Annotated in this window: 12 protein-coding genes; 9 read left to right on the forward strand and 3 right to left on the reverse strand. The window is 68.9% G+C overall.

The genetic code is table 11. The features are described from left to right. Positions 1-10: 10 nt before the first annotated feature. The 3 genes from MXB90_RS11485 (at position 11) to MXB90_RS11495 (ending at position 6,900) form a co-directional block, all read left to right on the forward strand. A complete protein-coding gene (locus tag MXB90_RS11485; RefSeq protein WP_250044824.1) occupies positions 11-2,380 on the forward strand; it encodes a YbcC family protein in 2,370 nt (789 codons plus the stop codon). A gap of 108 nt (positions 2,381-2,488) precedes the next feature. Next, positions 2,489-3,799 (forward strand): efflux RND transporter periplasmic adaptor subunit, encoded by a 1,311-nt coding sequence (locus MXB90_RS11490; protein WP_250044826.1) that lies wholly within the window; start codon positions 2,489-2,491, stop codon positions 3,797-3,799. Next, a complete protein-coding gene (locus tag MXB90_RS11495; RefSeq protein WP_250044828.1) occupies positions 3,796-6,900 on the forward strand; it encodes an efflux RND transporter permease subunit in 3,105 nt (1,034 codons plus the stop codon). Before MXB90_RS11490 ends, MXB90_RS11495 begins: the two co-directional genes overlap by 4 nt. A gap of 57 nt (positions 6,901-6,957) precedes the next feature. Here MXB90_RS11495 and MXB90_RS11500 read toward each other — a convergent pair whose 3' ends face one another. Continuing rightward, positions 6,958-7,461, reverse strand: coding sequence for a MarR family winged helix-turn-helix transcriptional regulator (locus MXB90_RS11500; protein WP_250044830.1), 504 nt, complete (start codon positions 7,459-7,461; stop codon positions 6,958-6,960). An 85-nt stretch (positions 7,462-7,546) separates the two neighbouring features. On the opposite strand from MXB90_RS11500, the gene MXB90_RS11505 reads away from it, so the two are divergent. The 6 genes from MXB90_RS11505 to MXB90_RS11530 all read left to right on the forward strand — a co-directional run bounded on the left by MXB90_RS11505 (position 7,547) and on the right by MXB90_RS11530 (position 15,284). Continuing rightward, positions 7,547-9,322, forward strand: a complete 1,776-nt coding sequence (locus tag MXB90_RS11505; RefSeq protein ID WP_250044833.1) for an N-acetylglutaminylglutamine amidotransferase — start codon at positions 7,547-7,549, stop codon at positions 9,320-9,322. Between the two features lie 3 nt (positions 9,323-9,325). Then, a complete protein-coding gene (gene ngg / locus MXB90_RS11510; protein ID WP_250044843.1) occupies positions 9,326-11,113 on the forward strand; it encodes an N-acetylglutaminylglutamine synthetase in 1,788 nt (595 codons plus the stop codon). After that, positions 11,061-12,206: an osmoprotectant NAGGN system M42 family peptidase gene (locus tag MXB90_RS11515; protein WP_250044845.1), complete on the forward strand. Its 1,146-nt coding sequence runs from the start codon at positions 11,061-11,063 to the stop codon at positions 12,204-12,206. The genes ngg and MXB90_RS11515 overlap by 53 nt, the downstream gene beginning before the upstream one ends. A 92-nt stretch (positions 12,207-12,298) precedes the next feature. Then, positions 12,299-13,285 carry a Bug family tripartite tricarboxylate transporter substrate binding protein gene (locus MXB90_RS11520; RefSeq protein ID WP_250044848.1) on the forward strand — a complete coding sequence of 329 codons (987 nt, stop codon included), beginning with the start codon at positions 12,299-12,301 and terminating at the stop codon, positions 13,283-13,285. A 21-nt stretch (positions 13,286-13,306) separates the two neighbouring features. Beyond that, complete coding sequence (locus tag MXB90_RS11525) at positions 13,307-13,753, forward strand: tripartite tricarboxylate transporter TctB family protein (RefSeq protein WP_250044851.1); 447 nt, start codon at positions 13,307-13,309, stop codon at positions 13,751-13,753. 1 nt (position 13,754) lies between these two features. Continuing rightward, positions 13,755-15,284, forward strand: coding sequence for a tripartite tricarboxylate transporter permease (locus MXB90_RS11530; RefSeq protein WP_250044853.1), 1,530 nt, complete (start codon positions 13,755-13,757; stop codon positions 15,282-15,284). A gap of 63 nt (positions 15,285-15,347) precedes the next feature. Here MXB90_RS11530 and adh read toward each other — a convergent pair whose 3' ends face one another. Together adh and MXB90_RS11540 are read right to left on the reverse strand one after the other, a co-directional pair. Beyond that, complete coding sequence (gene adh / locus MXB90_RS11535) at positions 15,348-16,868, reverse strand: aldehyde dehydrogenase (protein WP_250044863.1); 1,521 nt, start codon at positions 16,866-16,868, stop codon at positions 15,348-15,350. Between the two features lie 138 nt (positions 16,869-17,006). Continuing rightward, entirely contained in the window at positions 17,007-17,948 is a 942-nt protein-coding gene (locus tag MXB90_RS11540; RefSeq protein ID WP_250044865.1) for a helix-turn-helix domain-containing protein, read from the reverse strand. Positions 17,949-18,066: the final 118 nt, after the last annotated feature.

An 18,066-nucleotide genomic window follows, 5' to 3' on the forward strand; every position in this document is an offset into this window, starting at 1 on the left:
CAAAGACATCATGTTCGCACGCCATAACCAGATTGCCCCCGACCGCGTCGCCGGGCTTCTTCACGCCGCCGAGGCCGCGGCCCGGGCGATCCCGCCGGCCTTTCCGCTGACCGCGACGGTCGCGGTCAACCCCTTCCTGGGCCATGCCCGCGATGACCTGGCCACCGCCGCCGCGCGGCTGGCGCGGGTGGCGGGGGTGCGGCTGACGCGGGACCGGGCCTGCTATGCCGCCGCGGTTCAGGCCGGGACCATCACCAAGGCGGATCTGGCCGCGGCGCTGGCCGCCTGCCCCCACCCCCAGCGCCCGGCCGATCTGGCCGCGCTGCTGGCGGCGCTGTCCCGGCCCAGCCCCGCGCCTGCGACCTTGCCCAGCCTGGCCGATCTGGCCGCGCGGGCGACGGGCACCGACTGGCCGGCGGTGATCGCGCGCAGCTTCGGGCTGTGGGCGGCGGGGCATTTTGATCAGGGCCAGGCGCTTTGGACGCCCGCGCCAGGCAAGGGCGCCTTTGCCGCCTGGCGCGACTGGGCCAGCCATGACCTGACCCCCGAGATCGCGGGCCTTGCAGGCTTTTGCGCCCATGTGGCCACCGCACCCGATACGGCCGAACGCGCCATCCTGCGCGCGGCCGACCGGCTGGGCATCCCCGAAGCGGCCGCCGAGACCGTCTTTCACCGCCTGCTGACCGAGCTTGGCGGCTGGGCCCAACATGCGCGCGCGATCTTGTGGCAGGCGGAACTGACGGGCGGAACCGATGCGACGCTGGCCGATCTGCTGGCGATCCGCCTGATCTGGGAAGAGGCGCTGTTTGCCCATGCCCCGCAGGTGGCCACCGATTGGGCCGCAACCCTTGCCGCGCATGCAGCACCCATCACGCCCAGCGCCGATCAGGTGATCGACGCAATCGCGCAAGAGGCCGCCGAGCGCGCCCATCAACGCACCCTGGCGCAGCGCCTGACCGGCGCTGCCGTCACGGGCACGGATGACGGCGCCCGCCCCGCCCTGCAGGCCGCCTTCTGCATCGACGTGCGGTCCGAGGTGATCCGCCGGGCACTGGAACAGCTGGACCCCGGGATTGCGACGATCGGTTTTGCCGGGTTCTTCGGCCTGCCGCTGGCGCATCGGGCGCATGGCACCGACATCGCCCGCCCGCATCTGCCGGTACTGCTGCAGCCGGGCCTTGGCGCGTGCAGCCATGCCGCGCCCCGGGCCGAACAGGCCGCGCGGATCGGCGCGCGCGCCGCCCGGGCCTGGGGCCGCTTCCGGCAGGCCGCGGTGTCGTCTTTCGCCTTTGTCGAGGCCGCGGGCCCCGCCTATGGCTGGAAGCTGATCCGCGACAGCCTGGCGCGCGCGCCGCAATCGCCCCCGCCCAGCCCCCCGCCGCGGCTTGATCCACCGCTGGACGCCGCCCAGAAGGCCGCCACGGCCGCCAAGATCCTGACGGCGATGGGCCTGATGCGCGGCCATGCCCGGCTGGTGCTGCTGCTGGGGCATGGGGCGCAGATGACGAACAACCCGCAGGAAAGCGCTTATCACTGTGGCGCCTGCGGCGGGCATAGCGGCGAGATCCCGGCCCGGCTGCTGGCGCAGTTGCTGAACGATCCCGAAACCCGGGCGGGCCTGCCCGCGCATGGGATCGCGCTGCCGCGCGATACGCTGTTCCTGGCCGGGCTGCATGACACCACCACCGACGGGATCACGCTTTACCCCGACACCCCCGCGCCGGATCATGCCGGGGATATCGCGCGCGCCCGCGCCTGGCTTGGCCGCGCGGGCGCCATCGCCTGCGCCGAACGGGCCGGCCGCTTGCCCGGGGCGCGCGCGCCGCAAGCGATGGGCGCGCGGGCGGCGAACTGGGCCGAGCTGCGCCCCGAATGGGGGCTTGCGGGCTGTTCGGCCTTCATCGCCGCGCCGCGCCGGGCCACCGCGGGGGCCGACCTTGGCGGCCGCGCCTTCCTGCACAGCTATGACTGGCGGGACGACGACGGCTTTGCCACCCTGGAGCTGATCCTGACCGCGCCGGTGGTGGTGGCCAGCTGGATCAGCCTGCAATATTATGGCTCGACCGTGGCACCAACCGCCTTTGGCAGCGGCAACAAGCTGATCCACAATGTCATCGGCGGCATCGGCGTGACCCAGGGCAATGGCGGCATCCTGCGCACCGGCCTGCCCTGGCAGGCGGTTCAAGATGGCGAGCGGCTGATCCATGAACCGCTGCGCCTGTCGGTCCTGATTGAGGCCCCGACGACGGCAATCACCCAGGTGCTGCGGGGCCACGATGCGGTGCGCGGGCTGTTCGACAAGGGCTGGCTGCATCTGTTCGCCCTGTCCGAAGGCCGGATCGCCGCGCGCTATCGCCCGGGCCTGGTCTGGCAGGCCTGACAGCGCCCGCCCCTGCCTGGCGGGGTGCGACGATCCGGGCGCCCGAAAGACATTGTCAGGGCGGGTGCGCCCCGATACGGTTTCGTGGCGCATTCCGGAGATATCGCCATGCAAAGCTGGACCCCGAAAACCTGGACCAAAGGCCTGTTGCGGGGGCTGGCCGTTGCCGTGCCGATCGCGGCGGGGCTGTTGGCCATCGCGGTTTCCGGATCGCTAAAGGCCGCGCCGGGGGCCAAGGCGGCCCAGGCGCAGGTGCCTGCGGTCCGCGTGGTGCGTGTGGCGGCCACCGAATTCCGGCCCCGCGTCAGCGGCTATGGCGCGGTGGCACCGGCGCGGGAATGGCGGGCGGTGGCGCGGGTGGACGGCACGATCATCGAGACGTCACCGCTTCTGGCCAGCGGGCAGATCGCACCTGCGGGCACCGAGTTGCTGCGGCTGGATGATACCGACATCCTGCTGTCACTGGCGCAGATCGATGCGCAGCTGGCCGCGCTGGATGTGCGCGACGAAACCCTGACCGCCAGCCTGTCGATCAGCCGCGCCGATCTGGACATCAGCCAATCCGACCTGAAGCGTCAGGAAGACCTGCTGCAGCAGGGCACGATCGCGCAGGCCGCGCGCGATCAGGCCGCCCGGCAGGAACTGGCCGCGCGCGCGAAACTGACCGAGATTGAAAACCAGCTGTCGCTGAATGCCGCCGAACGCGCGGTGCTGCAGGCGCAACGCGCCAGTGCCGCGCGCAGCCTGGACTTCACCCGCATCACCGCGCCCTTCGACATCCGCATCGCCGCGGTTCAGGCCGATCTGGGCCAGTTCGTCACCCGCGGCAGCGCGCTGCTTGGCGCCGATGGCACCGAGGCGGCCGAGGTCAGCGCGCAATTCTCCATGGGCGACATGGGCCCGCTGGTGCGCGCGCTGGGCGAAGGCTCGAACGTGCTGGACCTGACCGCGCAGGTGCGTCTGTCGCAGGCCGGCCATGACATCACCTGGCCGGCGCGCGTGGTGCGCGTGTCCGATGCCATCGATGCGCGCACGCAGGCCACCGGCATCGTGGTGCGGGTCGATCAGCCGCAGGCGCAGGCGGTGCCGGGCACGCGCCCGCCGCTGCGCCGCGACATGTTCGTGACCGTCGAACTTTCCGCGCCGACGCGCCCGGCGCTGGTGGTTCCCGACCGCGCCGTGCAGGGCGGGCGGGCGCTGATCGTCACCGCCGAGGACCGGCTGGAGCCGCGCGCCGTCCGCATCGCCTTTGCCCGCGACGGGATCGCCGTCATCGCCGAGGGTCTGGCCGAAGGCGATCTGCTGGTGGTGACCGACCCGGCCGTGGCCGTGCCCGGCATGACCGTTCGCCCGGTTGAGGATACCGCCCTGCAGGCCGACATCGCGCGCCGCGCCCTTGGGCAGGATGACGCGCAATGATCGCCTATCTGGCCCGGCACAAGACCGCCGCGAACATCATGATGCTGGCCTTTCTGGGCCTTGGCATCATCGCCGCCCCCCAGTTGCAGCGCGACACCTTCCCCGAGGTTCCCCCATCCGAAGTCGAGGTGCGCATCCCCTACCCCGGCGCCTCGCCCGCCGAGGTGGAACTTGGCCTCTGCCAGCGCATCGAAGACCCGGTCCGCGCGGTAGAAAACCTGTCCGAAATGCGCTGCCTGTCGCGCGACAATCTGGCGGTGATCACGGCGGAAATGACCGAAGGGGCCGACATGGCCCGCTTTGCCGATGATGTGAAAACCGCCGTCGAGGGCGTCACCGGCCTGCCCGATCAGGCCGAACGCCCGGTGACCCGGATTGTCGAACGCGTGGCCAACGTGGCCTCGGTCGCGGTGACGGGGCCTGACGATCCGGCGGTTCTGCTGGCCTATGCCGATGCGCTGGCCGAAACGCTGAAACGCGATCCGATGATCACCCAGGCCAGTGTCGAGGGGTTTTCCGACCGTGAAATCGCCATCGAACTGTCCGCCGCGGCGTTGTTGCGCCATGGGCTGACCATCGGCGATGTCGCCACGGCGCTGTCGCGCAACAGCCTGGACATGCCCGGCGGCACGCTGGAAAGCGGCCAGGGCGATACGTTGGTGCGCTTTGCCGGCGAACGGCGCAGCCCGGCCGAGCTGGCGCAGATCCCGATCCTGGGCGCTTCGCTGGGGTCCGAGGTGCTTTTGGGCGATGTTGCCCGGATCACCCCGCGCTTTGCCGATCCGCATTTCGCCACCCTGTTCGACGGCCAGCGCGCCGCGATCATCAACATCACCAAGACCACCGCGCAGGATGCGCTGAAGGTCAAGGCCGCGCTGGACCGCCAGCTTGAAGCCGCACGGGCCGAAGCGCCCGACGGGATCACGCTGGCCATTTCGCAGGATTCCACCACCAACATCACCGAGCGGCTGCGCATCATCATCGTGAACGGCGTTCAGGGGCTGATCCTGGTGCTGGCGGTGATGGGGCTGTTCTTCGGGCTGCGCTTTTCCTTCTGGGTGGCGCTTGGCCTGCCGGTATCGTTTCTGGGCACGGTTTTCGTGATGCAGATGACCGGGCAAAGCCTGAACATGATCACGATGGTGGCGCTGCTGGTGGCGATCGGCCTGCTGATGGACGATTCCATCGTGATTTCCGAAAACATCGTGCGCCGGCGTCTGGCGGGCGAAAGCCCGCTTGCGGCGGCGGTGAATGGCGTCAAGCAGGTTGGCGCGGGGGTGGTGTCGTCCTTCCTGACCACGGTGATGATCGTGGGGCCGCTGTTCTTCATGGCGGGCAATATCGGGGCGGTGCTGAAATTCCTGCCGCTGATCCTGATCATCACGCTGATCGTCAGCCTGATCGAGGCGTTTCTGATCCTGCCCAATCACCTGTCGCATGCGCTGCATGGCGATTTGCGGCCGGGGGCGGTGTCGCGGCGGGTGAATGCGGCCTTTGATACATTGCGCGACCGGGCGATGGTGCCGCTGGCGCGGCTTTCGCTGCGCTATCGCTATTTCACGCTGGGGATGGCGGGGTTTCTGCTGATCACTGCCTTCGTGCCCTTCACGGCCGGGATGCTGAAGTTCCAAAGCTTCCCCGCGCTGGAAAGCGACACGGTCGAGGCGCGCTTTCTGCTGGCACCCGGCGCGCCCGCGGCACTGACCGAGGAACGCGTGGCCAAGGCGCTGGCCGCGCTGACGGCGATCAATGCCGAAGAAACCCCGAAACAGCCCGAGGGCGAGGCGCTGGTGCAAAGCATCACCGTATCCTACGGCACCAACCCCGAGGCGACGGAAAGCGGACCGCATCTTGCCACGATCAGCGCCAAGCTGCTGCCCGCGGGTGTGCGCACCACGCAGGTGACCCAGATCGTCGATCAGTGGCGCAAGATGACCGGGCCGCAGCCCGACATGGTGTCGCTTGTCTTCACCGACAAGGAACGCGGCGTCGGCGGCAAGGCGATCGATGTGCGCCTGCAGGGCCCCGACCTGCGCGATCTGGAGGCAACGGCGCGCGAGTTGCGCGCCTTCTTCCGCGGCTTTGAAGGCGTGCGTGAGGTCAGCTTTGACCTGCGCCCGGGCAAGCCGGAATATGTGGTCACGATGCGCCCCGGTGCGGCCTCGGCGCTGGGTGTCAATGCCCAGGCGATCGCCGCGCAACTGCGCGCCAGCCTGCGCGGCGATACCGGGCTGGAGGTGACCGACAGCCTGGGCCAGCGCGACATCGTGGTGCGCCTTGCCCCGGACGACCGCGCCAGCCTGGACGACATCGGCCAGATCCGCATCGCCGCCGCCAATGGCGCGCTGGTGCCGCTGTCGGCGGTGGCCGATGTGGCCGAGGCGCGCGGCTATTCCAGCATCATGCGGATGGATGGCGCGCGCACCGTTTCGGTGACCGGCACGATCAACCCCGCCGTGGCCAATGCGCGCGAGTTGATGGCCGCGATGCGCGCCGATTTCCTGCCCGCGCTGGCCGAGACCCGCCCCGATGTGCGCGTCAGCATCGTGGGCGAGGCCGAGGATACCGCAACCACGGGCGGATCGCTGGCGCGCAACATGATCATCGGCCTGGTCGGGGTCTACCTCATCCTGGCCTTCCAGTTTTCCAGCTTCCTGCAGCCGGTCGCGGTTCTGCTGGCGATCCCGCTGGGGGTGGTGGGGGTGATGTGGGGGCATCTGGCGATGGGGATGCAGCTGTCACTGCCCAGCCTTGTGGGGCTTGCGACGCTGGCCGGCGTGGTGGTGAACAATTCCATCCTGCTGGTCGGCTTCATGAAGGAACATTTCAACGCCGGCATGCCCTTGCTGGAGGCCGGGGTGAACGCGGTGCGCGACCGGTTCCGGCCGATCTTCCTGACCTCATTGACCACGGTGGTGGGGCTGGGGCCGCTGCTGTTCGAACAATCGACCCAGGCCCAGTTCCTGCGCCCGATCGTGGCCAGCCTTGCCTTCGGGCTGACCGGGGCCACCTTTCTTGCGCTGCTGATCACGCCGGCGGTCTTTGCCATCCTGCATGACCTGCGGCTTGTGCGACGCGAAGCGGACGGGCCGCAGGCCTAGCCGGGCCTGATCGACGGGACCTGAACTGCCGGACCCGAAGCGCAGGGCGGCAAGGGATCAGCCCAAGGGCGCAGGCGCGCCCGCATCGGCGCGGCCGGGCGGAAAAGGCCCCTGCGGGACCGAGGCTTCCATCATCTGCGCGACACAATGAAACGCCTCGGTGATCCGCGCCCGCGCCGCAGGGTCCAGCGCCAGAAAGGCCATGCGAAAGGCCTCGCCCGCCGGAACGGGAATGCGCGCCAGCGCCTGCGCGCCGGCATCTGTCAGCCGCACATGCACGATCCGCCGGTCACGGTCCGACCGTTCGCGCACGACCATGCCCTTGGCCGCCAGCTTGTCGAGGATGCCCACCACCGTCGGCGGGCTAAGATAGGCGGCCGCGGCAATCGCGCGGCTGGTCACCGTGCCGCCCAGATCGCGCACGCAGGACAGCACCGACAGCTGCGGCAGCGTCAGGCCCAGTTCGCGGTCGATCCGGCGCGAATGCACCTCGGTCGCATGGGCGATGCGGCGCAGCGATTGCTGCAGGGTCAGCAGGTCCAAAGCACCGGGATCGGCCATTTCTTGCGCCTCTTGGTTGAACTCTTATCATTACGATACTAATTAATAGCCTTCAAATGAAATTCATGGAGGTTTGGCGCAGCCGATGTGCGGTATCTGCGGAGAGATCAGCTTTGACGGTAGCCCGGCCAGCGCGGCCCGGATTGAAACGATGGCCGATGCGATGGCCCCGCGTGGGCCCGATGGGGCGGGGGTGGCGGTCTATGGCCGCGTGGGGTTTGGCCACCGGCGGCTGAAGATCATCGACCTGTCCGATGCGGCGCGCCAGCCCTTTGTCGACCCGGCCACGGGGCTGACGATCGCCTTCAACGGCTGCATCTACAACTATCCCGAACTGCGCGCGGAACTGGAACAGCGGGGCCACCGCTTTGCCTCGACCGGCGATACCGAGGTGGTGCTGAAGGCCTGGGCCGAGTGGGGGGACGCGGCGCCCGCACGGTTCCACGGCATGTTCGCCTTTGCCATCCATGACCGCGACAGCGGCGAGGTGGTTCTGGTCCGCGACCGGTTCGGGATCAAGCCGCTTTACCTGGCCGAGGTGGGCCGGGGCCTGCGCTTTGCCTCGACGCTGCCGGCGCTGCTGCGCGCGGGCGGGGTGAATACCGACATCGACCGGGTCGCGCTGCACCATTACCTTAGCTGGCATGCGGTCGTGCCCGCCCCGCGCACCATCCTGCAGGGCGTGCGCAAGCTGCCGGCCGCCACGATCCGCCGCATCGCGCCCGATGGCAGCAGCCGCGATCAGGTCTACTGGCGCCCCGACCACAGCCGCACGCCCGAAGACCTGAACCGCCCCGAAGCCGACTGGCAAAAGATGCTGCTGGCCGCGCTGCGCAAGGCCGTGCGCCGGCGCATGGTGGCCGATGTGCCGGTGGGGGTGCTATTGTCCGGCGGCGTGGACAGTTCGCTGATCACCGGGCTTCTGGCCGAAGAGGGGCAGACCGACCTGGCCACCTATTCCATCGGCTTTGAGGCAGCCAATGGCGAAAGCGGGGATGAATTCACCTATTCCGACCTGATCGCGCGCCATTACGGCACCGATCACCACAAGGTCTTCATCCCTTCGGAAGAAATGCGCGCGCATCTGCCCGAAACCATTGCCGCCATGTCCGAACCGATGGTGTCCTATGACAATATCGGCTTCTACCTGCTCAGCCGCGAGGTTTCGAAAACGATCCGCGTCGTGCAATCGGGCCAGGGCGCCGATGAGGTGTTCGGCGGCTATCACTGGTATCCGCCGATGGCCGGGTCCACCGATCCGCTGGGCGATTATGCCGCCGCCTTCTTTGACCGCGATCAGGCGCGCATGGCCGACCACGTCGCGCCCGAATGGCTGTGCGATCGCGACGAAAGCCTGGACTTCGTGCGCGCCCATTTCGCCCTGCCCGGCGCGCCCGACCCGGTGGACAAGGCCCTGCGGCTGGATACCAATGTCATGCTGGTCGACGATCCGGTGAAACGGGTCGACAACATGACCATGGCCTGGGGCCTTGAGGCGCGGGTGCCCTTCCTGGATCACGAGGTGGTCGAACTGGCCAACCGGATGCCGCCGGAGCTCAAGCTGGCGCAGGGCGGCAAGGGCATCCTGAAAGAGGTGGCGCGCAAGGTCATCCCCGCCGCGGTGATCGACCGGCCCAAGGGCTATTTCCCGGTGCCGGCGCTGAAATATCTGGACGGCCCCTATCTGGCGATGGTGCGCGATGCGCTGGGGTCGCAGCGCGCGCGCGACCGGGGGCTGTTTCGCGACGATTACCTGAACCGGCTGTTTGCCGCCCCCGCCGATCACATCACGCCGCTGCGCGGGTCCGAATTGTGGCAGGTAGGGCTGTTGGAACTGTGGCTGCAGCAACAGGGGGTCTGAGCGATGGCCCGGCAAAGACTGGCCTCGGCGCATCGACTGAAACGGATGAATGCCGAAGGCCCGGCCGCCCCGCAATCCGCGGCACGGACGGGTGCGATGGTCGATTGCGGCTGGGGCCGGCTGATCTTTGCCCAGACCTTCGCCTCGGATGCCGATCTGCCCGCGGTGCTGCGTGGCGAAAGCGCGCAAAGCCGCGACATTGCCTTTTATGTGCGCGATCCGCAGGTGGCCATCGCCTGCGCCCCGCAAGAGGTGTTTCTGGACCCCTCGCTGACCTGGCGGCTGGATCTGGCCACCTACCGCCCCGCGCGGCGGGCACGCCGGGGCTTTCACATCCGCCGCCTGACCAGCCGCGCCGATGCCGAGGCGATCAATGCCATTTACGCCGAACACGGCATGGTGCCGATCCCCGAGGATTTCTTCTGGGCGCGCCGCGATGCGCGGGTGGTGACCCTGCTGGTGGCCGAGGATGACCAGACCGGCGCGGTGATCGGCACCGCGATGGGGGTAGACCATGCCCGCGCCTTCGACGATCCGACGCGGGGGGCCTCGCTCTGGTCGCTGGGGGTCAGTGCCCGGACCGCGCATCCCGGCGTGGGCGAGGCGCTGGTGCGGCGGATGGCGGAACTGTTCCAGACGCGGGGGGCGGCCTACATGGACCTGTCGGTCCTGCATGACAACGCCCCGGCCTGCGCGCTCTATGAAAAGCTGGGCTTTCGCCGGATCACCGCCTTCGCGCTGAAGCGGCGCAACACGATCAATCAGCCGCTGTTCATCGGCCAGATGCCCGAAGCGGGGCTGAACCCCTATGCCCGCATCATCGTGGATGAGGCGCGCCGCCGCGGCATCGGGGTCACGATCCTCGATACCGAAGCCGGGATCTTTCGCCTGACGCAGGGCGGGCGGTCGATCCTGTGCCGGGAATCGCTGTCCGAACTGACCTCGGCGGTTGCGCTGTCGATCTGCGACGACAAGCGGGTGACGCGGCGCATCGTGGGCGCGGCCGGGCTGCGGCTGCCCGAACAGCTGACCGTGGACTGCCCGCGCGCGCGGCGCGACTTTCTGGCGCGGCACAAAAGCCTGGTGGTCAAGCCCGCGCGCGGCGAACAGGGCAAGGGCGTGGCCGTCGGCCTGACCGATCCGGCCGATGTGGAACGCGCGGTCGAGGCTGCGCGCCAACATTGCCCCGATGTTCTGGTCGAGGCCTGTTTCACCGGCACCGACCTGCGCGTTCTGGTGATCGGCGACGAGGTGGTGGCCGCCGCGATCCGCAAGCCCGCCTCGGTGACAGGCGACGGGGTCACCCCGCTGCGCCAGCTGGCCGAGGCGCAAAGCCGCCGCCGCGCTGCCGCCACGGGGGGCGAAAGCCGCATTCCGATGGATGACGAAACCGAACGCTGCCTGGCCGCGCAGGGCCTGACCTGGGACAGCATCCCCCAGGCCGCGCAAGAGGTCACGCTGCGCCGCACCGCCAACCTGCACACCGGCGGCACGATCGTCGATGTGACCGACATCCTGAACCCGGCGCTGCGCGATGCGGCGCTGGCCGCGGCGCGGTCGATCGGCATTCCGGTGACCGGCATCGACCTGATGGTCAAGGACCCGGCCCTGCCCGATCATGTCTTCATCGAGGCGAATGAACGCCCCGGCCTGGCCAATCACGAACCCCGCCCCACGGCCGAAAAATTCATCGACCTGCTGTTCCCGCTGACCATTGCCCCCCTGCAAAAGGAGCCACATGACCGATCTGCCCCCGACCGACCAGCCCCCGGTGGACCTGCCCCCGATTGATGCGACCTATCTGCGCGCGCAACTGGCCGCGCTGCTGGCGATCCCAAGCCCCACCGGGCGCACCGATGACGCGGTGCGCCATGTCTGTGGCGCGCTGCAGGACCTGGGGCTTGAGGTCGCGCTGACCCGGCTGGGTGCGATCCGGGCCCGCCTGCCCGGCGCCCGGCCCGAAGGCGCGCGCGCCTGCGTCAGCCACCTGGATACGCTGGGCGCGCAGGTCAAGGCGCTGAAGCCGAACGGCCGGCTGGCGCTGGTGCCCGTGGGGCACTGGTCGGCGCGCTTTGCCGAAGGCGCGCGCGCGACGGTGTTGTCCGATCACGCCAGCCTGCGCGGCACCATCCTGCCGCCGTTGGCCTCGGGCCATACCTTCGGCGATGAGGTCGACCGCGCCCCGATCGGCTGGGACCATGTCGAGATGCGGGTCGATGCCCGCGCCGACAGCGCCGCCGACCTGGAGGCCCTGGGCATCGAGATCGGCGATCACGTCGCCATCGACCCCCAGACCGAATTCCCGGACACGGGCTACATCGTCTCGCGCCATCTGGATGACAAGGCGGGCGTTGCCGCGATGCTGGCGGCGCTGAAGTCGCTGGTGGCGGGCCGCGCGCGCCCGCCGGTCGATTGCTGGTGGTTCTTCACCATCGCCGAAGAGGTGGGCCACGGCGCGGCGGGCGTCGTGCTGCCTGACATCGCCTCGCTGGTGGCGGTGGACAATGGCACCACCGCGCCGGGGCAGAATTCACGCGAACATGGCGTCACCATCGCCATGGCCGACCAGACCGGACCGTTCGACTATCACCTGACGCGCAAGCTGGTCGACCTGTGCCGCGCGGACGGGATCGGGCATCAGAAGGATATCTTCCGCCATTACCGATCCGACAGTGCCTCGGCGCTGGAGGCGGGGGCCGATGTGCGCACCGCGCTTGTGACCTTTGGCGTCGATGCCAGCCACGGCTATGAACGCATCCACATCGATGCGCTGACCGCATTGGCGCGGCTGCTGGCGCTTTACGCGATCAGCCCGGTCGAGATCCCGCGCGATGCCCACCTTCTGTCCGGCCTGCGCGGGTTCCCCGAACAGACCCATCCCTGAACGGGCCCGGGGCGGCAAAGGCCGGTCAATCGGGATTGACCTTGCCCGCCAAAGGGGAAAGGTTGGGGCCGCAGTCGAGGAAGGAACCCAAGATGACCCCCATGTTCAACCGCCGCAGCCTTCTGGCCACCGCCGCCGCCAGCGTGATGACCCTGTCCGCCGGTGCCGCCGCCGCGCAGGAATGGCCCACCGCTCCGGTTCACATCGTCGTCGGCTTCCCGGCCGGATCGTCGCCCGACACGATCGCCCGGCTGGTGGCCGAGCCGCTGTCGCAACGTCTGGGCCAGCCGGTCGTGGTCGAAAACAAGCCCGGCGCCGGTGGCGTGATCGGCGTGCAGCAGATGCTGGCCGCGACCGATGGCCATACCTTCGGCGCCACGATCAACGGCCCGCTGACCACCTCGCCCCGGCTGGTCAAGGACATCAGCTATGATGTCGCGCGCGACATCGCCCCGGTAGCCCTGGTCGCCACCAGCCCGCTGGTGCTGGCCGTGTCGGCCGAAGCCGAGGCATCCGATCTGGCGGGCTTTGTCGAACAGGCCCGCGCCAATCCGGGCGATCTGGCCTATGGCTCGGTCGGGCAAGGATCGGGCGCGCATCTGACGGCGGAGTTGTTCGCCGTTGCAGCCGGGGTCGAGATGCTGCACGTGCCCTTCCAAAGCTATGCCGAGGTCACCACCTCGATCATGGGCCGCGAAATCGATGCGGGCTTCATGGCCCCGTCGGCGGCGATGCCGCATGTGCAGGCCGGCAAGATGAAGATGCTGGGCATCACCTCGACCGCGCCCTTCGCCCAGGTGCCCGATGTGCCGGTGATCGCCGGACAGGCGGGCCTGCCCGCGGACTTCCGGGCCGAGTTGTGGAACGCCTTCATCGCCCCCGCCGGCACCGATCCGGCGGTGATCGCGCGACTGAACACCGAGATCGGCGCGATCCTGCAGGATGGCGCCGTGCAGGAAAAACTGCTGGCGATGGGCTGGCAGGCCGCGCCGGGCAGCGCCGAGGATCTTGCGGCGCGGATCGCCGGGGATACCGCGGTCTGGGGCGCGGTGATCGACCGGATCGAGTCGCGCAACTAGGCCGCGCGGGACCAACCGTCGATGCAACGCGATTGGCATGACATCGCCGGGGGCGGCGCGCTGGCCGCCCTTGGGATTGGGGTTGCGGCCCATGCGGGCCTGACCCACGACCTGGGCACGCTGCGCCAGATGGGGCCGGGCTTTTTCCCGGTGCTGCTTGGCGCGCTGCTGGCCGGGCTGGGGCTTGTGATCGCCCTGCCCGCCTGGCGACGCCAGGGCACGGCGCGCGCCTTTGCCGGGCGCGAGGCGCTGGCCGTGCTGGCCGCCATCGTGGTCTTTGGCGTGTTCATGACCCGTCTGGGCCTGATCCCCACCACGGCGCTTGCGGTGCTGATCGCCGCCACCCCCGCGCCGCGGGCGGGCTGGCGCTGGCGGCTGGTCCTGGCCACCGCGGTCAGCCTGCTGACCTGGGCGGTGTTCATCCTTGCCCTGAAGATGACCATTCCGGTCTGGCCCTGGAGCCGCTGACATGACCACCTGGGACGGCCTTGTCCACGGCCTTGGCACCGCGCTGCAACCTTCGATCCTGATCTACAGCCTGTTTGGCGTCTTTCTGGGCACCTTCGTCGGCGTGCTGCCGGGGATCGGCGCGATGGCGGCGATTTCGCTGTTGCTGCCGCTGACCTATTACATCTCGGCCGAGGCGGCGCTGGTGATGCTGGCGGGGGTCTATTACGGGTCGCAATATGGCGGATCGGTCGCCTCGATCCTGCTGCGCCTGCCCGGCACGCCGCAATCGGCGGTCACCACGCTGGACGGCTATCCGATGGCGCGGCAGGGCCGGGCGGGGGTGGCGCTGTTCACGGCGATGGTGTCGTCCTTCTCGGGGTCGATCCTGGGCATCGGGGTGCTGGTGATGCTGGCGGGCTGGCTGTCGGGGCTGGCCACGCGCTTTGGTGCGGCGGAATATACCGCGATGATGGTGCTGGGCCTGGTCGCGGCCGCGACCGTCGGGTCCGAGCGTCCGGCCAAAAGCCTGGCGATGGTGGTGACCGGCCTTATCCTGGGCACGGTGGGCACCGATGTCACCTCGGGGGCGCAGCGGTTCACCTTTGGCCAGGCCGAGCTGATGGACGGGATCAACCTTGTGGCGCTGGCGATGGGCCTGTTCGGCGTGGCCGAGGTGATCGCCAATATCCGCACCGCCGACACGCATGGCCGGCCGGATCGCGTTTCGCTGCGCCAGATGATGCCGCGGGCGGCCGATCTGCGCGCGATGCCCGGGCCGATCCTGCGCGGCACCACGCTGGGCAGCTTTTTCGGTGCCCTGCCCGGCACCGGATCGACGATTTCATCCTTCCTCAGCTATGCGCTGGAACGCCGGGTCGCGCGGCGGCCCGAACGGTTCGGCAATGGCGCTATTCAGGGCATTGCCGGGCCGGAATCGGCCAATAATGCCGCCGCGATCACCGCCTTTGTGCCAACGCTGACGCTGGGCATTCCGGGCGATCCGATCATGGCGCTGATGCTGGGGGCGCTGGTCATCCACGGCATCCAGCCGGGCCCGATGATGCTTGAGGCGCGGCCCGAGATGTTCTGGGGGCTGGTGGTCAGCTTCGGGATCGGCAACCTGTTCCTGCTAATACTGAACCTGCCGCTGATCGGGATCTGGGTGTCGATGCTGCGCATCCCGTTCCGCTGGCTGTATCCCGCAATCATCGTCTTTGTCTGCCTTGGGGTCTATTCGGTGCGCGGATCAAGCTTCGATCTGATCGCGGTGGCGGTGATCGGCGGGCTTGGATACCTGCTGGCGCTGGCCGCGTTCAGCCCGGCCCTTCTGCTGCTGGGCTTCGTGCTGGGCCCGCTGATCGAGACGAACCTGCGCCGGGCCATGCTGATTTCACGCGGCGATCCGATGGTGTTTCTGGAACGCCCGATCGCGGCGGGCTTCGTGCTGGCCACCGCCGCGCTGATCGCGCTGTCGGTCATCGGCGCGGTGCGCCGGCGCGCGGCACGCGCGGGCCAGACGCCCGCGCCCCCCGGCGACGGGGCAGATTGATCCGCCAGATCGCGCCGGGGCCGCGGGACGATGAACGGGGGCGGCGCGCCGCCCCCATCGGTTTCAGAAGAACCCAAGCTTGTTCGGGTTGTAGCTGACCAGCATGTTCTTGGTCTGCTGGTAGTGGTTCAGCATCATCTTGTGCGTTTCACGCCCGATGCCGGATTGCTTGTAGCCGCCAAAGGCCGCGTGCGCGGGATAGGCGTGGTAGTTGTTGACCCAGACGCGACCCGCCTCGATTGACCGACCAAAGCGATAGGCGCGGGTGCCGTCGCGGGTCCAGACCCCGGCGCCCAGGCCATACATCGTGTCATTGGCGATCGCCAGCGCCTCGGCCTCGTCCTTGAAGGTGGTCACGCTGACGACGGGGCCAAAGATTTCCTCCTGGAAGACCCGCATCTTGTTGTGGCCCTTCAGGATGGTGGGCTGGATGTAATAGCCATGCGCCAGATCGCCGTTGAAGCGCGCGGCGTCACCGCCCACCAGCACCTCGGCGCCCTCTTCGCGGCCGATGGTGAAATAGGACATGATCTTGTCATGCTGCTGCTTGCTGGCCTGCGCGCCAACCATCGTGGTGGGGTCGCGCGGGTCGCCCTGCTTGATCGCCTTCACACGCGCGATGCAGCGGGCGATGAACTCGTCATAGATATCCTCCTGGATCAGCGCGCGGGACGGGCAGGTGCAGACCTCGCCCTGGTTGAAGGCGAACAGAACGAACCCCTCGACCGCCTTGTCCAGGAAGGCGTCATCCTGCGCCATCACATCGGAGAAGAAGATGTTGGGCGACTTGCCCCCCAGTTCCAGCGTGACGGGGATCAGGTTCACCGTCGCGGCCTCCATGATCTTGCGGCCCGTGGCGGTCGATCCGGTGAAGGCGATCTTGGCGATGCGGTTCGACCGCGCCAGCGCATTGCCCGCCTCGGCGCCCAGACCGTTGACGATGTTCAGAACGCCCGGCGGCAGCAGATCGCCGATCAGTTCCGCCAGCACAAGGATCGCCGCCGGGGTTTGTTCGGCCGGCTTCATCACCACGCAATTGCCCGCCGCCAGCGCCGGCGCCAGTTTCCACGCCGCCATCAGGATGGAAAAGTTCCACGGGATGATCTGCCCCACCACACCCAAGGGTTCGTGGAAGTGATAGGCCACCGTGTCGTGGTCGATTTCCGACATCGTGCCTTCCTGGCCGCGCAGGACACCGGCGAAGTAGCGGAAATGGTCGATCGACAGGGGGATATCGGCGTTTACCGTTTCCCGGATCGGTTTGCCGTTGTCCCAGGTTTCGGCCATGGCCAGCGTTTCAAGGTTGGCCTCCATCACATCGGCGATCTTCAGCAGGATGTTGGACCGCTGCGCGGCGCTGGTCTTGCCCCAGGCGTCCTTGGCGGCATGGGCGGCATCCAGCGCCAGGTCGATATCGGCCGCGTCCGACTGCGCCACTTCGCAGACCTTCTGGCCGGTGATCGGGGTCACGTTGTCCATGTAGCGGCCATTCACGGGCGCCACGAACTTGCCGCCGATGAAATTGTCATACCGGCTCTTGAACGGCGCGCCGGTCAGGCCCGCCTTCTGGGTCATCTCATTCATGGGTTTCCTCCTCCGAAACTTGGGCCGCCTCCCCGCGGCCTTGTCCGAAGTCTTGGCCGATTTGCGGCTTGCGTCATCGGGGGGAAAGGGATTTGCGCGCGCACCTGTCGCAGCTCTGCGACAGGTCAGGGGGGCAAATCAGCGTCGGTCCAGCTTGCGGTGCAGCGTCGCCCGGCTTAGCCCCAGCGCGCGGGCCGCGGCCGAGATATTGCCGCCCGTGCGCGCCAAAGCCCGCGCCAGCACCGCGCGTTCGGCATCGTCAAACCCGTCGGTCGCCCCCTCGCCCAGCACATCGCCAAGCGGGCGCGGGGCGGCATGCAGATCGCCCGACAGGTTCAGATGCAGCCGCGCCCCCCGGGTGGCCCCGACCACCAGGTCATTCGCATCCACCGCCAGCATGGCGCCGATGCCCCGGTCGGTCCCCGGCACCAGCACCAGCCGCGCGCGGGGGAAGGTCTGGCTGAACAGATCGGCCTCGACCCGCCGGGCGGCTTCGGTCACCGTCGATCCGATCAGGCCACTGACAGCCGCGGGCAGATCGGGGCGCGCGGTGGACACGTCGATCACCGCCAGCAGGTCGCCATCCGGGCCAAAGACAGGCGCCGAGGAACAGCTGAGCCCGATGTTGCGGGCCAGGAAATGCTGATCGCGGTGAATGGTGACGGGGCGGGCCTCGACCAGACAGGTGCCGATGCCATTGGTGCCGGCCTGCGCCTCGGACCAGGCGGTGCCGGTCCACAGGCCCGCCGCCTCAAAATCGGCGTCGTCGCCGGCATTGCCGCGCCGGTCCAGCGCGATCCCCGCGGCATCGGCCAGCACGATGCAGGCGCCAAGGCCGCCCACCGTCTGGAACAATCGGTCCAGATGCGGGGCCGCGGTCGGCAACAGCGCCCCCAACCGTTCGCGCGCCTGGTCAAGTTCCGCGGCGGTCAGGCGGTTTTCGACCGTCCGCGCCGCCGGATCCAGCCTGTAAAGCGTGGCCGAGCGCGCCCAGGATGCCGCAACCGTCGACCGGGCCGCCTGACCCGACCGGATCGCGGCCTCGATGCGCGTCACATGCTGACTGGGCGATGGCAGCATTCTGTTCCCCCCCGACCCCCTGCCCTTCGGCGCAGCGGGGCTGGTCACCGATCCTGCGCAGGAAGCGCGGGGCAGCCTAGCGCGAATCGGCCCGGCGACAAAGACACTTTGGCGCGGC

This window comes from Phaeovulum molybdatiresistens (assembly GCF_023544865.1).
Taxonomy (GTDB): domain Bacteria; phylum Pseudomonadota; class Alphaproteobacteria; order Rhodobacterales; family Rhodobacteraceae; genus Pontitalea.